The sequence below is a fragment of the Xenorhabdus hominickii genome (assembly GCF_002632725.1).
In the GTDB taxonomy this organism is placed as follows: domain Bacteria; phylum Pseudomonadota; class Gammaproteobacteria; order Enterobacterales; family Enterobacteriaceae; genus Xenorhabdus; species Xenorhabdus hominickii.
On sequence record NZ_NJAI01000003.1, the window covers coordinates 243,082 to 260,882 of the forward strand.

The window sequence follows — 17,801 nt, forward strand, 5'->3', positions numbered from 1 at the left end:
ACACTTTTATAACTAATGGTTATACCTAATAACGATATTGAATTAATAATAATTATTATATAATTTTTATTACGCATTAATTAATAAGGAATTTAATAAAAAGTATTTTATTGATGGTGTTTTTATTCATGATTTGTTTTTAATAAGGAATGAAAAATATAACGGTGGGTATTCTCCGTCGATAAATAACGTAAATTTATCGACGGTTATTTGAGAATAAAATTAAGGAAATAATGTTAATAATAGCGCGGTTAAATACAGCCCAACACCGTAAGAGGTATGTGCCATCAGGCTTCTTAATCTAGCTGTGGTCGGTGCCGGGGTTTTGGAGGCAGCAATGCCCATTCCCATGCCGGGTTGCATAATGAAATAAGGTGCCACTAATGTCACGATACCTATCACTAAGGCGGGTAGAAAAGTGGGATTTTCTGCCCAATCAGGCCCCATAATTGATAACAGCAGTCCCGCGAAAATGATGCCAATTAAATAGTGGGCAAACCAGCCAATTCCGCTTTCACCTTTTACGGGGGTAGCCTGTAGAATGCTTGTATGGATAAGTTTCCCTTTTGGAATATGCCCAATCCAGCGCCCTACCATGCTATAGTTCAATGAGGGGATGCCGAAACAGCGTTTAATGAAAACCGCCCAAATATCCATAACAACCGTGGCTCCAGCACCAATCAATACAGAACGAACAATAAACTCCAATCCTTCATTCATTTGTTGCTATCCTCCGAATTTTGCCTATCTACATTTGTCTATCTACAACGGTTAATTCCCGTTAGTTACTTAGAGCCTTCTGGGGGAGACTCTTAGCTGGTGGCACTCGAAATGCCTAAAAAACTCTGATACTATCATAGTCAATAAATTTATTGAATGTAATAATATTGGAAACTGGCTATCAATGTTTGATAAACAAATTCTTGTCGAGATCGCGGAAATTGCTAAGGTGCTGGGAAATGCTCACCGGTTGACATTGCTTGAATGTTTAGCGGATGCCGAGCAATCCGTGGAGTGCCTGTCGGAACTGTCTGGCCTCTCTATCGCTAATACTTCTCAACACCTCCAGCATCTCAAGCGAGCAGGGTTACTTCAATCCCGCAAGTCAGGCAAGAATGTGCTTTATCGTCGGGGTGAAGGCCCTGTTATGGAAGTTATATCTGTACTTCAGAAATATGCCAAATTTAACCGTACAGAAATGCGTAGGCTGATCGACGATACGAACAATCAGGAGGCCATTTCATGGGAAGAGCTGCTGGACAGGCTCAAAGACAAAAGTATGACCTTGCTTGATGTCAGGCCAAAAGATGAGTTTGAACAAGGTCATTTGCCCAATGCCATTAATATTCCGGTCGATGAACTGGAAAGCAGGCTAGATGAATTGGCTGCCTATCAGGATCTTATTGCTTATTGCCGTGGCCCTTATTGCGTACTTTCTGCTAATGCCCTTGCATTACTGCGTGCTAAAGGTATTCAGGCTCGTCGGTTTAAAAAAGGTTTCTCAGGTTGGAAAGAGGCGGGAATGCGTATTGAGGAATAAAGTGATTATTCCAATGGATTTCAAAATGCGGTGCTTATGTCTTGGGAACGAATCCCCAGAAGCATAGCTAGCTATGTGACTGGGGTGAGTGAACGTAGCCAACAAAGCTGAAATTTGAAAGACGACAGGTATATTTGGTAATAATCACAAGGCAGGAGCGATCACTATCACACTTCTATCACCCTCAGTTTGAGGTATCTCTGGAAGCCACTAAAATTATAAAGTAGATTGTTACTTCTTAGGCAGACAAAACCTGATCAACTAGTTCATTATGCTAGAGGTCAGGTTTTTTTTCATCGAAAGAAACCTTATGGCTTTTGCTCCATCAGCAATGATGAAAATGATGAAAATGAGAGAAATGGCATGAAATACCAGACACTGGCTCAAGAAATCATTGTGGAAGTTGGCGGTAAAGAGAATATCGTCAGCCTCGTCCACTGCGCAACTCGGCTACGTTTTAAACTGAAAAATTGTACGCTTGCCAATATTGATAATCTGAAAGCCCATCCGAATATCATTACAGTTATCAAGAGTGGTGGACAGTTTCAGGTTGTGATTGGCAATGATGTCAGAGAAGTATATCAAGCTATTCAGCAGGTATTTTCTCCGCCCGATGAAACGGGGAACTCAGACAACCGACAAGAAAGTCTCTTTAATCGTTTTATTGATATTATTTCCGGCATTTTCACCCCCTTTCTCGGCGTTATGGCCGCATCTGGTATTTTGAAAGGATTACTTTCGGTTGCTGTTGTATTTAACTGGATGTCGTCTGACAGTGGGACTTATCATATCTGGTATGCCGCCAGTGACTCTCTATTTTACTTTTTCCCTCTATTACTCGGCTATACGGCGGGTAAAAAATTCGGGGGTAATCCCTTTATCAGCATGGGGATCGGCGGGGCACTGGTTCACCCCCTGATTATCTCGGCTTTTCAGGCATCCGCAGCAGGCGGTACGGCAGAATATTTTATGGGAATGCCCCTCGTGTTCCTGAATTACAGCTCTTCGGTGATACCGATTATTTTTGCTTCTTGGGTCAGTTGCAAGATTGAGAAAAAATTAGATACCTATCTTCCCTCCGCCATCAAAATGTTTGTCACTCCCTTGGTTTGCCTGATGCTTATCGTTCCTCTGGTATTTTTGGTTATTGGGCCGGCCGCAACTTGGTTAAGTCAGTTATTGGCACAGGGTTACCAAGCGATCTATGGATTTGCACCCGCGCTGGCTGGTGCAGTCATGGGAGCTATCTGGCAGGTTTGTGTCATTTTTGGTCTGCATTGGGGATTAGTTCCTGTGATGATCAATAATTTAACGGTTCTTGGTCATGATACGTTGGTGCCTTTGCTACTCGCGCCAGTGATGGGACAAACAGGGGCTGCGTTGGGGGTATTTCTTCGAACACATGATGTCAAATTGAAAATGTTGTCTGGCTCTGCGGTTACCTCAGGTATTTTTGGTATTACAGAACCCGCGGTTTATGGTGTGACTTTGCCTTATCGACGTCCTTTTATTTTTGGCTGTATCGCTGGAGCAATCGGTAGTGCTGTGATTGGTTATTATCAAAGCGCTGTCTACTCAATGGGGCTGGTTAGTATTTTTACCTTCACCCAGATTATCCCACCAACAGGAATCAATAATACGGTGTGGGGAGCAATTATGGGTACAGCTCTGGCTTTTACTATTGCCATGGTTTTGACTTGGTTATTTGGCCTACCCAAGGAGAAGCTCTCTCGCCAGTAACTGGGCACATTACTTCGCTGTATCCATTATTATTTGCTAAGTGTTCATAAGAGGAGATCCGAATGAAACAGTTCCCAACGCATTTTCTTTGGGGAGGCGCAGTTGCTGCCAATCAGGTGGAAGGGGCCTATTTAACTGATGGAAAAGGCCTTTCTACCTCCGATGTTCAGCCGCAAGGCATTTTTGGTTCTATTATTGAGCGTGATGCGTCAAATGCTATGCAGTACCTTAAAGATACCGCCATCGATTTCTATCATCGTTATCCCGAAGATATCGCATTGTTTGCAGAAATGGGTTTTAAATGTTTGCGTACATCCATTGCATGGAGCCGAATTTTCCCGCATGGCGATGATGCTCAGCCTAATGAAGCAGGGCTGGCATTTTATGACAAGCTATTCGATGAAATGGCTAAATACGGTATTAAACCATTGATTACTTTATCTCACTATGAGATGCCGTGGGCATTGGTTAACCAATACGGTGGCTGGGGAAACCGCAAGATAATCGATTTTTTTGAGCGGTATGCGCGCACGATTTTCACTCGTTACCAAAAGAAAGTGAAATTGTGGCTGACATTTAATGAAATCAATATGTCTCTGCATGAACCATTGACGGGAGTCGGGCTTTCCAGAAACAGCACTCAATCGGAAATTTATCAAGCGATTCACCATCAATTGGTTGCCAGCGCCCGAGTGGTGAAATTATGTCGTGAGATCATTCCTGATGCTCAGATTGGTAATATGTTGCTCGGTGGTTTGATGTATCCATTGACGTGTAAACCGGAAGATGTGCTGGTGACTCTCCAGCAAAATCAGAAATGGCTGTTTTTTGGTGATGTACAGTGTCGTGGTGCTTATCCCGGTTATATGCTGCGTTATTTCCGCGAACATGGGATTGATGTCACTATCACAGAACAAGATCGACAAGAACTGCAAAACACCGTCGATTTTATCTCATTCAGTTATTACATGAGCGGCTGTACAACCGGAGATGAAACGGAGTATCAGAAACAAAGGGGTAATATCCTGAACATGATCCCTAACCCTTACTTAGCTAGTTCAGAATGGGGCTGGCAAATTGACCCTGTTGGTTTACGCACATTACTCAATTTATTATGGGATCGTTATCAGAAGCCACTGTTCATTGTTGAAAATGGGCTGGGAGCGAAAGATACCGTCGAAACTGATGGCAGTATTCAAGATGATTACCGTATCCATTATCTCAACGACCACCTTGTACAAGTGCGTGAAGCAATTGAAGATGGTGTCAACGTGATGGGATATACCAGTTGGGGACCGATTGATCTTGTCAGTGCCTCAAAAGCTGAAATCTCCAAGCGTTACGGTTATATCTATGTTGACCAAAATGAACAGGGAACAGGTTCACTGGAACGACGTCGTAAGAAGAGTTTTTATTGGTATAAGCAGGTGATTGAAAGCAATGGACAGAGCCTGAGCGAGAAATAAAAAGTGTGATGATCATTTTATGATGGCTTAATGAGTTGATGTCTCGCTCTTATAGGCCCTCAAAGGGATCCTGATATCCTGTCAGGATCTCTGGTTTTCATATGATGATTAATTACAAATGGTCATTATTAGGGGATGTTATTTATTACCCTCATTAACGACGGGCACTTTTAGGCCTGAACGTTGCCACAACGGTTTCATTTGTTTCTACATATGGGCCATCCAACAATTGGATGCAATAAGGAACACTGGCAAAAATACCTGCTACTAGCACTTTGCCACTGTCATCTTTTAGCCCTTCCAGCGTTTCTGCGATGGCTTTCGGTTGGCCTGGTAGGTTGAGAATCAAGGCTTGATTTCGGATCACGCCCACCTGACGGGATAAGATTGCTGTCGGCACAAATTGCAGGCTGATTTGGCGCATTTGTTCACCAAATCCGGGCATTTCACGGTCGGCAATCGCCAATGTTGCATCAGGAGTCACATCGCGACGAGCAGGCCCGGTTCCTCCTGTTGTCAGTACCAAATGGCAGCCTAGTTCATCGACTAATTCACACAACGTTTGTTCTATCAGGATTTGTTCATCGGGGATCAGGCGAGTTTCTATGTCAAAAGGTGTGGTAATCGCTTTCTCCAGCCATGTTTCCAATGCAGGGAGGCCCTTATCCTGATAGACACCGTTTGAGGCACGATCAGAAACCGATAGAAGGCCAATACGCAATACATTCATATAAACCTCAATTAGCAGCCAAGAAAGAGGCTATTTGAAAGGTGAAAGATAAAAAAGGCGACCGTATTATGTCGCCTTTGTGCAAGAAAAAATAGCTCATTGCCTGAAATTACAGCAGATCAGCGATCATACTCTCAAGTTTGCCTTGGTCTACTGCAAATTTGCGGATACCTTCCGCTAGTTTTTCAGTCGCCATCGGATCTTGATGGTGTTCCCAGTAGAATTCAGCTTCGGTCAAGCGAGCAGGGCGCGCTTTGATTTCGCCTTCATAGCCCAGTTTACGTTCAACTTCGCCTTTAGTTTCAGACAGCTCTTTCAGCAGCGCTGGAGAGATAGTCAAACGGTCACAGCCAGCCAGTCCCAGAATTTCGCCAGAGTTACGGAAGCTTGCACCCATCACGACGGTGTTATAGCCATGCTCTTTGTAGTACTGGTAAATTTCAGAAACAGAAATCACGCCCGGATCTTCATGTGGTGCGAATTCTTTCTGGTCACCGTTGGCTTTGTACCAGTCAAGGATACGGCCAACGAATGGTGAAATCAGGTAAACACCCGCTTCGGCACAAGCACGAGCCTGAGCAAAGGAGAACAGCAGAGTCAGGTTACAGTTGATACCTTCTTTTTCCAGTTGTTCCGCCGCACAGATACCCTGCCAGGTAGAAGCCAGTTTGATCAGAATGCGATCATTGCTGATACCTGCTTCGTTGTACAATTTGATCAAGCGTTTTGCTTTCGCTACACTCGCTTCGGTGTCATAAGACAGGCGAGCATCAACTTCAGTGGAGATACGGCCAGGGATCAGTTTCAGAATTTCCAGACCAATGTTGACAGCTAATTTATCGCCGGCGTCAATAATTTGCTGTTCACGGGAATCGCTCTGACCACGTGCCCATTCAACGGCTTCATCAATCAGTTGGCGATATTCTGGAATTTGAGCTGCATTCAAAATCAGGGAAGGGTTGGTGGTCGCATCTTGCGGCTGATACAGTTTCATCGCCGCGATATCCCCGGTATCTGCTACTACTGTTGTCAGTTTACGCAGGGAAGTCAGTTTATCGGTCATGTTTAATATCTCATCGTTATACGTAAAATATTGGCACTGTTGCCTCGCCATCCTGTGATAATAACATGGTCGCGTCTTGCTGTAAGGTAGGAAAATCCTATCGCTGTTATCCCCTTCATTTTTCAAATGACTTCTTGGTGGGTTTCATTCATTAATCACCGCGATACAACGCGAAATCTATCGGGGATATTCTGCCTTTTCGGTCTATTTTTGCTAAAGTGGAGAAAGAGTGGAGAAAGCCTCAATTTTTGAGAAAATACATCGAACCAGAATCTCGGAACAAAATCATGCTTATTACAATCTCACCTGCAAAAACGCTCGATTATGAAAGCCCTCTCGCGACAGAAACATTTAGTCAGCCGGAATTGCTGGCGGAATCTAAGCAATTGATCGATGTTTGTCGAACGTTAACCCCGGTGCAAATCGGTAGTTTGATGAGTATTAGTGATAAATTGGCTGGCCTGAATGCTGCTCGTTTTGGGGAGTGGCAAATCAATTTTACGTCTGAAAATGCCCGCCAAGCGATCCTTGCCTTTAAAGGTGATGTCTATACGGGAATGCAGGCAGAAACGTTTTCTGATGCTGATTTTGACTTCGCTCAGAGCCACCTGCGAATTTTGTCTGGTTTATATGGGGTATTGCGTCCTCTCGATCTGATGCAACCGTATCGTTTGGAAATGGGGATCAAACTGGAAAACCCACGCGGTAAAGATCTGTATAAGTTTTGGGGCGATCGTATCACTGAAAACCTGAATACAGTGCTGGAACAGCAAGGTGATAACGTACTGGTCAATCTGGCCTCTGATGAGTATTTCAAATCGGTCAATACCAAAAAATTGTCTGCCCAGATTATTAAGCCTGTTTTTCTCGATGAAAAAAATGGCAAATATAAGGTGATCAGTTTTTATGCCAAGAAAGCTCGTGGGTTGATGAGCCGTTTTATCATTCAGAATCAACTGACGGAGCCTGCGCGATTGGCGGAGTTTAATCTGGAAGGATATAGGTTTGATGAATCCCTCTCCAAAGGGAATGAACTGGTGTTTAAGCGCCCTGAGCAGGACTGATCTCCCCGGTGGTCATCACTTCACCGAACAGATGGAGTGATGAATGGTATTTAATTCATTTAATCTGAGGTTCCTTTAAGAAGGGAACCGAAATAGAAAAATAAAGTTTGCTATATCAGTAAAGGTATGAGTTAATAGCGTCATCGGTTTGGAAGTACAGACCTATTTATGACAAGCAAGTTTAAAGCAGTTCACCATTAAGCGTTATCTTCGATATCCTTCATTGCGAATTCCTTCTAATTAGTTCCCATAAGTACGTACAAATTAAAAACAAACCTTATTCTGCCTTATGGCAACTCAAAAAATTTAAAGGAATTCATATGTCTAATACAATGACTGGTTTAGTAAAATGGTTTAATAACGATAAAGGCTTCGGTTTTATCTCTCCAAAAGATGGCAGCAAAGATGTGTTTGTTCACTATTCTGCAATCCAAGGTAATGATTTTAAAAGCTTAGATGAAGGGCAAGAAGTTTCATTTACCATCGAAAATGGTATGAAAGGCCCAGCAGCTGCAAATGTGGTGCCTCTCTAAGGCGACATCTATTTCAGATGCCCATGCTGTAAAGGCTCACAGTATCGGAGGTATCTCTTTGATGTATCAGAGAGTAATCCATACGGAGCAAAATGTATTTTCTGTAAATCAGTTATGTTGCCTGTTTAAATAGAAATACATTCAGATAGTTAAACCTCGCAGATGCGGGGTTTTTTATTGCCTGAAAATCAGATAAGACTTACTGTTTCCTTTGGTCAGAGCTACATGTGTAGTTATGCACAATTGAACAGATGCTTCATTTTAATATCGTTCACAAGGCCGCTTTTGGCTCTATAGTAGTTAAAATCCGAAAATTTTTTAACCAAAATATACTATTCACGCTTGAGTCATAACCTCTTTGAGATTTTTGGCATTTCCTACCCATGAATAATTCTGACCAGAATATTCGAATCTATGGATATGCCTGAGGGTTTTCACAATTTTGTTTTTTAGTAAAACCTTAATCGTGTCTCAGGCATTGAGTTCTTTTCTTAAAGTAATTTCAGACTACGTTACTTCGGCGCTCTTTCCATCAGGTATTCGCGTAAGGTAGCAAAATCCGCAGGCAGGAAATCAGATAATAAGGCGAGATCTGCACGCTCTGCCAGTTCTTGTGGCAATGGAAGTGGTTGGCCGAGGATCTCTTCAACACTTTCTTTGAATTTAGCTGGGTGAGCCGTGCCCAAAAACAGGCCATATTCCCCTTCCTGTAATTGATCGCGCAGGACACGGTACGCCACGGCAGCATGGGGTTCGGAAATATAGTTTTTTGCTGCCAGTTCTTGCATGGTGCTCTGAGTGGTTTTGTCATCCACAACCCCGTTTGCCAGTTCACTCAGTGCCCAACCTTTGCGCTGGAACAGTGCTTCGATGCGTGGCCAGTTATTGGGTTGGCTGACATCCATTGCATTTGATAACGTGGCAACGGTCTGATGTGGCTGCCACGCGCCTTCTGCCAAATAACGGGGAACGGTGTCATTGACGTTGGTGGCCGCAATAAAACGTTTTACTGGCAGCCCCAGCGATTTTGCCAGCAATCCCGCAGTTAAATTACCGAAGTTGCCACTTGGGACGGAAATGACCAACTGGTCGCGTTTCTCGGCTGGGATCTGCGCAACGGCTTCAAAATAATAGCAGATTTGTGCCAGTAGTCGGCTGATATTGATTGAGTTGGCTGAATTGAGGTGCAGGGCGCGTTTCAGTTCCTCGTCATCAAAAGCCTGTTTGACTAAGGACTGACAGGCGTCGAAATCACCTTTGATAGCAACGGTGTGGATATTGTCGCCTAGTGTGCAGAAGAGTTTTTCCTGCAATGGACTGATTTTGCCTTCGGGATAAAGGATCACGACTTGTACGTTATTCAAGCCATAGAAAGCATGGGCAACGGCGGCACCCGTATCACCGGATGTTGCTGTCAAAATAGTAACAGGCTGTTCTCCCGCAATCTGTGCGAGGATTTGTGCCATGAAACGACCACCAAAGTCTTTGAAGGCCAATGTTGGCCCGTGATACAGCTCCAGTGAAGCGACATCGTCTTCAATGCTCATGACAGGAGCAGGGAAGGCAAATGCATTTTTAACGCGGGTTGCCAATTGCTCTGTGGGGATCTCATCACCAATAAAGGCAGAGAGAATCCGCTGGCTGCGGCTGACGAAATCTAATGTTAATAATTCGTCAATTTCAGCACGACTGAATTCAGGTAATTCCTGAGGAAAAAAGAGCCCCTGCTGTTTGCCCAATCCCTGTTTTACCGCCTGTGAAAAACTGACCTGCTCGCTGCTGTCTTTTAAGTTATAGAGTTTCATCGTTACTTTACCTGTCGTGCGCCTGTGTGATCCAGACGGCAAATGTGTACAAAGCCTTCATCATTCTGTACGTAATGTTGTTGCAGCCATTGCGCTACTTCTTCTGCTGCGGATTTTTTATTACAAATCGCAAAGAGTGTCGGGCCAGAGCCTGAGATACTGCATGTCAGAGCACCCAATTCTTTTACTGCATCACGTGCGTTGGCAAAACCGGGGAGAAGTTGTGTGCGATAAGGTTCAGCAACAACATCTTTCATCAATTTGACGGCCAGTTCTGGTTGTTGGGTATGGCAGGCATGGATAAAACCGGCAAAATAACGGCCATGATCAATGATGTCCCTGCGAGCATAGTGTTTCGGTAGGATCGCACGGGCTTCTGATGTCGATACTTTGATACCGGGATACGCCATCACCCATAACCAGTCATCAAACGTGGGAACGGAATAGCAAAGAGGATCTTCCTGAGACAGGATTAACTGTAATCCCCCTAAATAGCATGGTGCGACATTATCATAGTGAATCCCGCCAGAGATGCGTCCTTCCAGTTCTCCCATCATGGTCAGCAATTGGTTACGGTCAAATGGGCGGCCAGCATATTCATTCAGTGCCACTAAACCTGCGACCACAGAACAGGCACTGGAACCTAATCCTGAACCAATCGGCATGTTTTTTTCCAATGTCATGGCGACGGGCAGTTCTTTTCCCAGCCGATGACAAAAAAGCTGCCAACATTGGTAGACAATATTATGTTTGGGATCGACAGGTAATTTGCTGACAAATCGCCCTTGATTATTCAGGCTGAAATGTTCAGCTTGGCTTACGGAAACACAATCCCCAAGTAACGAACCATCAATCGGAGAAACCGCAGCGCCGAGCACATCAAACCCGACACCAACGTTCCCAATAGAGGCGGGCGCATAAACCTTGACTACCATTAAACCCCCAATTTCCATGACAGAGTGCGTAATATATCAGCAAAAACCCCTGCTGCCGTCACATCGTTTCCTGCACCATAACCTCGTAGCACCAGCGGGATCGGTTGATAGTAACGGGTGTAGAAAGCCAGTGCATTTTCGCCATTTTTGACTTTGTATAGTGGATCATTGCCATCAACGGCGACAATTTTCACCATACAACGTCCTTGTTCAATCATGCCAACATAACGCAAAACTTTCCCTTGCGCAGCAGCATCGGTAACCCGCTGGCTGAACTCTTGATCCAATTGCGGTAAACGTTGCAGGAAGTTGTCAACATCGCCATTTGAGTCAAAGAATGCAGGTAAGACTGGCTCAACGTTTATATCGTCTAATTCCAGTTCATAACCTGATTCACGTGCCAGAATCAATAGCTTACGGGAAACATCCATACCGGAAAGATCGTCCCGTGGATCAGGCTCGGTAAAGCCTTTTTCTTTTGCCAGTAAAGTCGCTTGTGAAAGTGTTATACCTTCATCCAGCATACCGAAAATGTAGGATAGCGAACCAGACAAAATTCCGCTGAACTGCACCAACTCGTCTCCCGCATTGAGCAGGTTCTGCAAATTTTCGATAACAGGTAACCCAGCCCCGACGTTAGTGTCATACAGGAATTTACGTTTAGATTTTTCTGCCGCCTGACGAATTTGGTGGTAATAGTCCATCGACAAGGTATTGGCTTTTTTATTCGGTGTGACAACGTTAAAGCCGTCACTGAGGAAACTAGCATATTGTTCCGCAATCGATTGATTAGAGGTACAGTCTACGATGACCGGATTCAGGAGATGATACTCTTTTTCAAGGCGGATCAGACGGCTCAGGCTGAACGGTTCGCTCGCTTCTGAGAGTGCCTGCTGCCAGTTATCCAGATTGATACCTTGCATATTTGTTAATAAGGCTCTGGAATTAGCGATACCACAAACGCGTAGTTCAATGTGTTTTTGTTTGAGCCATACTTGCTGGCGACGGATTTGTTCAATCAAAGCGCCACCCACGCCACCGACACCGACCATGAAGACTTCTACGACTTGAGTGGTGTTGAATAACATTTGATGGCAGAGTCGAACAGCGGTGGTTGCCGTATCATTTTCAATGACAGCGGAAATGGAACGTTCAGAAGAACCCTGTGCAATGGCAACAATATTGATATTGGCACGTGTCAACGCCGAGAAGAAGCGGGCCGAAATGCCTCGTTGGGTACGCATACCATCCCCAACAACCGAGATAATGGCAAGATTGCCTATTATGTCGATGGGATCAAGTACGCCATCTTTCAATTCCAGATAAAATTCTTCTGTCAGCGCCTTTTGCGCTTTTGCTAACTCTTTTTGCGGCACACAGAAACTGATGCTGTACTCTGACGAAGACTGCGTAATTAACACAACGGAAATGCCTTCGCGGGACATCACGGAAAATATCCGGGCAGCCATGCCAACCATTCCTTTCATACCAGGGCCGGAAACATTGATCATTGCCATGTGATTCAGGTTAGTAATGCCCTTGACCGGTATGTTCTCATCTTTTTGTCCATTGCCAATGAAGGTCCCAGGGGCGTCAGGATTAGCTGTGTTTTTTATCAGACAAGGGATTTGAAATTGGGCGATAGGGGCGATGGTACGGGGATGGAGAACTTTGGCACCAAAGTAAGATAACTCCATGGCTTCTTGGTACGACAGGCTTTTCAGCAAGCGAGCATCTGCGACTGCCCTTGGATCACAAGTATAAACGCCATCCACATCAGTCCAGATTTCACAGCAATCTGCGCGTAGACATGCCGCCAGAACAGCTGCTGAATAATCAGAACCGTTGCGTCCCAGTACGACTAATTCTCCGTTTTCGTTACCCGCGGTGAAGCCCGGCATCAGGATAATATGATCAGCAGGGATGTTAAGACTAGCAATCCGTTTAGTCGATTCATGGATATCAACAGTGGACTCAAGGCAATGTCCATGTGCTAACAAATTGTTGACGGGGTCAATGACAGTGACTTTGTGGCCGCGAGCCTGTAATAACGCTTCCATGATGGCAACTGACAGCTTTTCGCCACGACAGATCAGGGATGCGTTAATGCTGTCTGGACAATACCTTAATAAGGAAATACCGTGCAGAGTCTGTTTCAGGTTGGCGAATTCACGCTCGACTATTCCTTTCAGGCGTTCAAAATCGAATCCAGCTTGTTGCTCTTTCAGTCCCGATAACAAATCAGCAAAGATTTGGCTCGCATCGTTCATATTGGAAATGATGTCTTGCCCTGCAACCGTTTTTTCAATCATTGCCACTAAGTGGTTTGTTATCTTTGCCGGTGCAGAGAGTACCAAGGCGACTTGCCCCAATTGCAACTCATTTTCGGCGATATCCGCAACACTCAGCATCCGTTGGTCATTTGCGACCGAGGTGCCCCCAAATTTCAGTACTCGCATTAACGTTCTCTCCTGATTTCTGACCAAAAAAAAGCCCGTATCTTGTGGGATACGGGCTTATTATTGTTTTATGTATATGCGTCAGCCCGCACCGCTACTCGTTGTTCCGGTGGTAATCGTAGTGGTGGTTTTTGTTGTAACCATTTTTTTCAGGCTGATTTGTTGCATAATTTCCTGTCTGTCTTTTTTGGATTCATTTGACCCCCTATTGGTTAAAGTAAATTGTGGTCGGTGTCAAATATTTTTTCTGCTGATAGCAGAAAAAAACGTCATTTTCCGTATTGTAATTATTCAAAATATAACAAAATGACCAACTCATTATCTGGTTTTTGAGCTTATTTTCTAGCATTTAATTTTATAAAAAACATATTTTGTAATTGTTTTATCTTTATGATAAAAACATGTATGTCTGGACGGTTGAGTGCCGGGCTGGTTCAATCAGGCATTCAAGATACCATGACGATTGTTAACATATTTATTTCAAATAAATAACAAATGGCCTTGATTGAAATTAACAATTACAATTAATGTTAACGTGCTACAATTGATTTTGATATGTATCAACAAAAGTTAGTTTTTTTAGAGGGTAAATGCATTACTAGCTGTTATCTTGCTGTTAATAGACTACTATAGGACCGTTATTTAAAACGGGTTCTTCGGGTATGTCCCCTCCAAAAAAGCGACGCTGGCTTTTAGCGTAAAACATATCAAAACGTTTATTTTGGACATGAGCTGGTTTTCTGTCATTCAGAACAAAATCAGTATGTTTTTCTTTTAATAATAACAGCTTATGCCATACAGATTCTGTTTTTTAGCGATTTTAGGTAGCAACCATGCAAACCCCGCACATTTTGATTGTTGAAGACGAAATTGTCACACGCAATACCCTGAAAAGCATTTTTGAAGCTGAAGGGTATGTCGTTTATGAAGCGACTGACGGTTCGGAAATGCACAATATTCTGTCAGATAACGATATTAATTTAGTTATTATGGATATCAATCTACCAGGTAAAAATGGGTTACTTCTTGCCCGTGAATTACGTGAGCAGGCAAATGTCGCGCTGATGTTTTTGACAGGCCGTGACAATGAGGTGGACAAAATTCTTGGGCTTGAAATTGGTGCTGATGATTACATCACCAAGCCATTTAACCCGCGCGAATTAACTATCCGTGCGCGGAATTTGCTTTCGCGGACAATGAATCTGAGTCATTCAGGTGAAGAACGTCGTCAGGTTGAAAGCTATAAGTTCAATGGATGGGAGCTGGATATTAATAGCCGCTCTTTGGTTAGCCCAATGGGTGATCAGTACAAACTGCCACGTAGTGAGTTCCGCGCGATGCTCCATTTCTGTGAGAATCCTGGAAAGATCCAGACTCGTGCAGAATTGCTGAAAAAAATGACAGGGCGCGAGCTGAAACCTCACGATCGTACTGTTGATGTGACTATCCGCCGTATTCGTAAACACTTCGAATCGACACCGGATACTCCAGAAATCATTGCGACTATCCACGGTGAAGGTTATCGCTTCTGTGGTGATTTAGAAGACTAAACCTCTTTGATACTCATTCTTTAATACTGATATTCTTTAATACTAATGTAGTGAAAGAGTTTTAGTATCAGCTAAAAAGCCCGAATGTTTTACAACATCAGGGCTTTTCTTTTTAATTTAACAGACATTGCCTACTGGACGATAGTTTAACAGTCGGTCTATTTCGTGGTTCAATCACTTTTTCCACGGCATAATTGGCACGGCACTAATCGCGTTTTTAGGAGAACCATCGATCACTTTGTCAGAATAAGTTAGGTAAATCAATGAATTACGATTATTATCATAGAATCGTACAACTTGAAGTTTTTTAAACACCAGAGAAGTACGTTTCTGGAAGACGACCTGTCCTTTCTTGGGGGATGTCTTAATCTTATCTGCCAATTCAATCGGGCCAACCTGCTGACAGGATATAGCAGCGTCTGATGTGTCTTCTGCCAATCCCAAACCGCCCTTAATACCTCCTGTCTTAGCTCTGCTCAAATAGCAGGTGACATTTTTAACATCGGGGTCATCAAAGGCTTCTATTACTATTTTGTTATCAGGGCCAAAAAATTTGAACACGGTATCAACAGAGCCAATCTCTTCAGCATGCAGAAGCACAGGAGAAAAGAGTAAGGTAGCTGCTACCACTATTTTCTTGATTGTTACCATATTTAGTCCATATGAATTAAATAAATGCAGTGAAAATATCCACCATTAACATATAATGCAAGTAAATGGTTGCGGTAAAACCATTTTCATCATGAATATACATAACGAAAAGCCATGCCATTATATACCTAATAGGTTTCGAGTTGCATGAGATAGTAGGCTAATAAATAGTCTTTAACAGCGCATGTAATATAATGAAGGGAATTTTTATTTTTAATATTTTCATGTGGTTGTGTGGTTTTGAAAGACAGTACTTGACTTATTATTAAGTTTCCCATTAACTTATTCCAAGTTTTATCTTGTTTTATTATATCTGTGATCTGATTGATAACATTGATGAAACAAAGTTAATTAATTATTTAAGCAATATTTAATATGCCCACTATATAGTGCTAGTCGCATTCTGTGTGCGGCAATAAATTATGTGGCAATAAATAAAGTAATTAACCCTAAGTAATAGTATAAAAATATTTCTATTACGCTTGGAAGCAAGGACTGTATCTTAAAATGTAAAACCCACAATATGCCTGAGTAACAGGTAATCTGGAGGATGAAAAATCCATATTGTTATCTTTGAAGAATGATAGGTATTGCTTATCTATCAAGCTACGTAACATATGTGTACAGAAAAATGTTTTTTCAACAAAGTAAGTTGTTTTACATTTTCTGATTTTTCTTTTTGTCTTGATGACTTAGGGAGATGTATGGATCAAACCAACATCATTCGAGATTTGCTGCATTGGCTGGATAATAACTTAGACCGTCCACTATCGCTCGATAATGTTGCAGCAAAAGCAGGTTATTCTAAGTGGCACTTGCAGCGTATGTTTAAGGATGTGACTGGTCAGGCAATTGCCTCTTACATCCGCGCGAGAAGATTATCTCGAGCTGCTGTTGCATTACGTTTAACCAGTCGACCTATTCTGGATATTGCTTTGCAATATCGTTTTGATTCTCAACAAACTTTCACAAGGGCTTTCAAAAAACAGTTTGATCGAACGCCCGCATCTTATCGCCGAAGTGAAGAATGGTGTGCAAAAGGAATATGCCCTCCTATCTTGCTGGATAACAAGCCTCTGCCAACACACAAATATATTACGTTGGAAGATAAAATATTGATTGGCACTGAGCACTCGTGTAGCTATATGTTGGAAGAGTGGCTAACTGCTTGCACAGGCATGCGGCAAAACTTTTGGATTAACTATCTACAGCATGCGGAAGTATTACCACCCAGACTTTATGGGTTACATCATACTATCCTCAGTCATGAGCATGAAGAAGAGCAAACCGTTTTCTATACCACAGCAATAGAGCCGGAATATGCCGTCTTTGATACTAAAGGTAGTAGCCCAGTCGTCTTGCCTGGGGGGGACTATATTTCGTTCAGTTATTTTGGTAATAAAGAACAATTACAAGAGTTTCTCTTTACCATTTATGGTACTTGCTTGCCTAGATTAAATGTTACTCGCAGAAAGGGATATGATATCGAGCGATACTATCTCACTAATCTCGACTGGAAAAATATCGAGGATGAGTCTCAAAGCCATGTGATGGAATTTGAGTACCTCATCCCAATTGAGCGTTAGCCTTGTAATTCATCCAAAGCGGGCATATTCAGATGTGTGATATCGCCTGCTGTTTCAACGATCCAGCCTGAAGCTAGCCATGGGCTATTTTGATAATCGACTCGTGAGATAGAACAGTTTCTCAGCCTTAAACGACGTTCTGAATTGGCAGGAAGCCCCAGAATTGAACAGACCAAACAGACAAGTGCCATACCATGACTTACGAGCAGTGGGCGGCTGCCAGCCGGTAAATTGAGGCAATTATCCAGTGCAGCTCGCATACGGATAGATAATTCATTCATCGATTCACCTTCTGGGATACGTCCATTTGGTGTACCATCGACGAGACTTTTACGCCAAGATTCTTCTTCGGGGGAGAGGGAGTTTAGTTCGCGATTTTCCAAAATCCCCATATGTAATTCTCGCAAACGTGGTTCCAATATTACGTCACACCCACAGGCTTTGGCGATGATCTCTGCGGTTTGGCGTGTTCGGCCAAGATCACTGGTGATAACATGGGTAATGTTTTCTGATTTGATTTTTTGCGCTACCAAGTGAGCCTGACGCAAGCCAATTTCAGTCAAAGGACTGTCAGATTGGCCCTGAATGCGGCGAGCCACGTTCCATTCGGTTTCGCCATGACGAACAAGATAGACCTGTAACATATGTATTTTCCGTTATACTGCATCGTGAAATAGTT

The 17,801-nt window shown here is 43.1% G+C and carries 15 protein-coding genes, 1 pseudogene and 1 other annotated feature; of the genes and pseudogenes, 8 read left to right on the forward strand and 8 right to left on the reverse strand.

Features of this window, described 5'->3' with window-relative positions:
• Window positions 1-222: 222 nt before the first annotated feature.
• Window positions 223-720, reverse strand: coding sequence for a DUF2938 domain-containing protein (locus tag Xhom_RS44505; protein WP_069316913.1), 498 nt, complete (start codon window positions 718-720; stop codon window positions 223-225).
• A gap of 184 nt (window positions 721-904) precedes the next feature.
• Between Xhom_RS44505 and Xhom_RS44500 the strand changes: the two genes are divergently transcribed.
• The 3 genes and pseudogenes from Xhom_RS44500 to Xhom_RS44490 all read left to right on the forward strand — a co-directional run bounded on the left by Xhom_RS44500 (window position 905) and on the right by Xhom_RS44490 (window position 4,746).
• On the forward strand, window positions 905-1,540 hold the full coding sequence (locus Xhom_RS44500) for an ArsR/SmtB family transcription factor (protein WP_069316912.1): 636 nt from the start codon (window positions 905-907) through the stop codon (window positions 1,538-1,540).
• 363 nt (window positions 1,541-1,903) lie between these two features.
• Window positions 1,904-3,256 (forward strand): annotated as a pseudogene (locus Xhom_RS44495) (PTS transporter subunit EIIC); the annotation flags it as partial.
• Window positions 3,257-3,342: 86 nt separating this feature from the next.
• Window positions 3,343-4,746 (forward strand): glycoside hydrolase family 1 protein, encoded by a 1,404-nt coding sequence (locus Xhom_RS44490; RefSeq protein WP_069316910.1) that lies wholly within the window; start codon window positions 3,343-3,345, stop codon window positions 4,744-4,746.
• A gap of 154 nt (window positions 4,747-4,900) precedes the next feature.
• Here Xhom_RS44490 and mog read toward each other — a convergent pair whose 3' ends face one another.
• On the reverse strand, window positions 4,901-5,476 hold the full coding sequence (gene mog, locus Xhom_RS44485) for a molybdopterin adenylyltransferase (protein ID WP_069316909.1): 576 nt from the start codon (window positions 5,474-5,476) through the stop codon (window positions 4,901-4,903).
• A 109-nt stretch (window positions 5,477-5,585) separates the two neighbouring features.
• On the reverse strand, window positions 5,586-6,539 hold the full coding sequence (gene tal / locus Xhom_RS44480) for a transaldolase (RefSeq protein WP_069316908.1): 954 nt from the start codon (window positions 6,537-6,539) through the stop codon (window positions 5,586-5,588).
• A 287-nt stretch (window positions 6,540-6,826) separates the two neighbouring features.
• On the opposite strand from tal, the gene yaaA reads away from it, so the two are divergent.
• The 3 genes from yaaA (at window position 6,827) to ymcF (ending at window position 8,265) form a co-directional block, all read left to right on the forward strand.
• Window positions 6,827-7,603: a peroxide stress protein YaaA gene (gene yaaA / locus Xhom_RS44475; RefSeq protein WP_069316907.1), complete on the forward strand. Its 777-nt coding sequence runs from the start codon at window positions 6,827-6,829 to the stop codon at window positions 7,601-7,603.
• Between the two features lie 320 nt (window positions 7,604-7,923).
• Window positions 7,924-8,136, forward strand: a complete 213-nt coding sequence (gene cspE, locus Xhom_RS44470) for a transcription antiterminator/RNA stability regulator CspE (RefSeq protein ID WP_069314953.1) — start codon at window positions 7,924-7,926, stop codon at window positions 8,134-8,136.
• A 6-nt stretch (window positions 8,137-8,142) separates the two neighbouring features.
• Window positions 8,143-8,265: a cold shock small protein YmcF gene (gene ymcF / locus Xhom_RS44465; protein WP_232326365.1), complete on the forward strand. Its 123-nt coding sequence runs from the start codon at window positions 8,143-8,145 to the stop codon at window positions 8,263-8,265.
• 383 nt (window positions 8,266-8,648) lie between these two features.
• On the opposite strand, the gene thrC is transcribed toward ymcF, so the two are convergent.
• Genes thrC through thrA form a run of 3 tightly spaced genes read right to left on the reverse strand, consistent with a single transcriptional unit; the run spans window position 8,649 to window position 13,335 of the window.
• Complete coding sequence (gene thrC, locus Xhom_RS44460; protein ID WP_069316906.1) at window positions 8,649-9,941, reverse strand: threonine synthase; 1,293 nt, start codon at window positions 9,939-9,941, stop codon at window positions 8,649-8,651.
• A 2-nt stretch (window positions 9,942-9,943) separates the two neighbouring features.
• Window positions 9,944-10,894: a homoserine kinase gene (thrB, locus tag Xhom_RS44455; RefSeq protein WP_069316905.1), complete on the reverse strand. Its 951-nt coding sequence runs from the start codon at window positions 10,892-10,894 to the stop codon at window positions 9,944-9,946.
• On the reverse strand, window positions 10,876-13,335 hold the full coding sequence (gene thrA / locus Xhom_RS44450) for a bifunctional aspartate kinase/homoserine dehydrogenase I (RefSeq protein WP_069316904.1): 2,460 nt from the start codon (window positions 13,333-13,335) through the stop codon (window positions 10,876-10,878). Before thrA ends, thrB begins: the two co-directional genes overlap by 19 nt.
• 24 nt (window positions 13,336-13,359) lie before the next feature.
• Window positions 13,360-13,479: a sequence feature (Thr leader region), on the reverse strand.
• Between the two features lie 689 nt (window positions 13,480-14,168).
• Here thrA and arcA point away from each other — a divergent pair.
• The gene (gene arcA / locus Xhom_RS44445) at window positions 14,169-14,885 is read left to right on the forward strand and encodes a two-component system response regulator ArcA (RefSeq protein WP_038238609.1); all 717 of its coding nucleotides are present in this window, start codon (window positions 14,169-14,171) and stop codon (window positions 14,883-14,885) included.
• Window positions 14,886-15,059: 174 nt separating this feature from the next.
• Here arcA and creA read toward each other — a convergent pair whose 3' ends face one another.
• Entirely contained in the window at window positions 15,060-15,536 is a 477-nt protein-coding gene (gene creA / locus Xhom_RS44440) for a protein CreA (protein WP_069316903.1), read from the reverse strand.
• A gap of 704 nt (window positions 15,537-16,240) precedes the next feature.
• Here creA and robA point away from each other — a divergent pair.
• A complete protein-coding gene (gene robA, locus Xhom_RS44435; RefSeq protein ID WP_069316902.1) occupies window positions 16,241-17,122 on the forward strand; it encodes an MDR efflux pump AcrAB transcriptional activator RobA in 882 nt (293 codons plus the stop codon).
• Here robA and gpmB read toward each other — a convergent pair.
• Complete coding sequence (gpmB, locus tag Xhom_RS44430; protein WP_069316901.1) at window positions 17,119-17,766, reverse strand: 2,3-diphosphoglycerate-dependent phosphoglycerate mutase GpmB; 648 nt, start codon at window positions 17,764-17,766, stop codon at window positions 17,119-17,121. The two genes, robA and gpmB, sit on opposite strands and share 4 nt — an antisense overlap.
• Window positions 17,767-17,801: the final 35 nt, after the last annotated feature.

Coding starts and splice junctions, on each gene's coding strand:
- Xhom_RS44505 (WP_069316913.1), bottom strand. CDS start 720: ATGAATGAAGGATTGGAGTTTATTGTTCGTTCTGTATTGATTGGTGCT.
- Xhom_RS44500 (WP_069316912.1), top strand. CDS start 905: ATGTTTGATAAACAAATTCTTGTCGAGATCGCGGAAATTGCTAAGGTG.
- Xhom_RS44490 (WP_069316910.1), top strand. CDS start 3,343: ATGAAACAGTTCCCAACGCATTTTCTTTGGGGAGGCGCAGTTGCTGCC.
- mog (WP_069316909.1), bottom strand. CDS start 5,476: ATGAATGTATTGCGTATTGGCCTTCTATCGGTTTCTGATCGTGCCTCA.
- tal (WP_069316908.1), bottom strand. CDS start 6,539: ATGACCGATAAACTGACTTCCCTGCGTAAACTGACAACAGTAGTAGCA.
- yaaA (WP_069316907.1), top strand. CDS start 6,827: ATGCTTATTACAATCTCACCTGCAAAAACGCTCGATTATGAAAGCCCT.
- cspE (WP_069314953.1), top strand. CDS start 7,924: ATGTCTAATACAATGACTGGTTTAGTAAAATGGTTTAATAACGATAAA.
- thrC (WP_069316906.1), bottom strand. CDS start 9,941: ATGAAACTCTATAACTTAAAAGACAGCAGCGAGCAGGTCAGTTTTTCA.
- thrB (WP_069316905.1), bottom strand. CDS start 10,894: ATGGAAATTGGGGGTTTAATGGTAGTCAAGGTTTATGCGCCCGCCTCT.
- thrA (WP_069316904.1), bottom strand. CDS start 13,335: ATGCGAGTACTGAAATTTGGGGGCACCTCGGTCGCAAATGACCAACGG.
- arcA (WP_038238609.1), top strand. CDS start 14,169: ATGCAAACCCCGCACATTTTGATTGTTGAAGACGAAATTGTCACACGC.
- creA (WP_069316903.1), bottom strand. CDS start 15,536: ATGGTAACAATCAAGAAAATAGTGGTAGCAGCTACCTTACTCTTTTCT.
- robA (WP_069316902.1), top strand. CDS start 16,241: ATGGATCAAACCAACATCATTCGAGATTTGCTGCATTGGCTGGATAAT.
- gpmB (WP_069316901.1), bottom strand. CDS start 17,766: ATGTTACAGGTCTATCTTGTTCGTCATGGCGAAACCGAATGGAACGTG.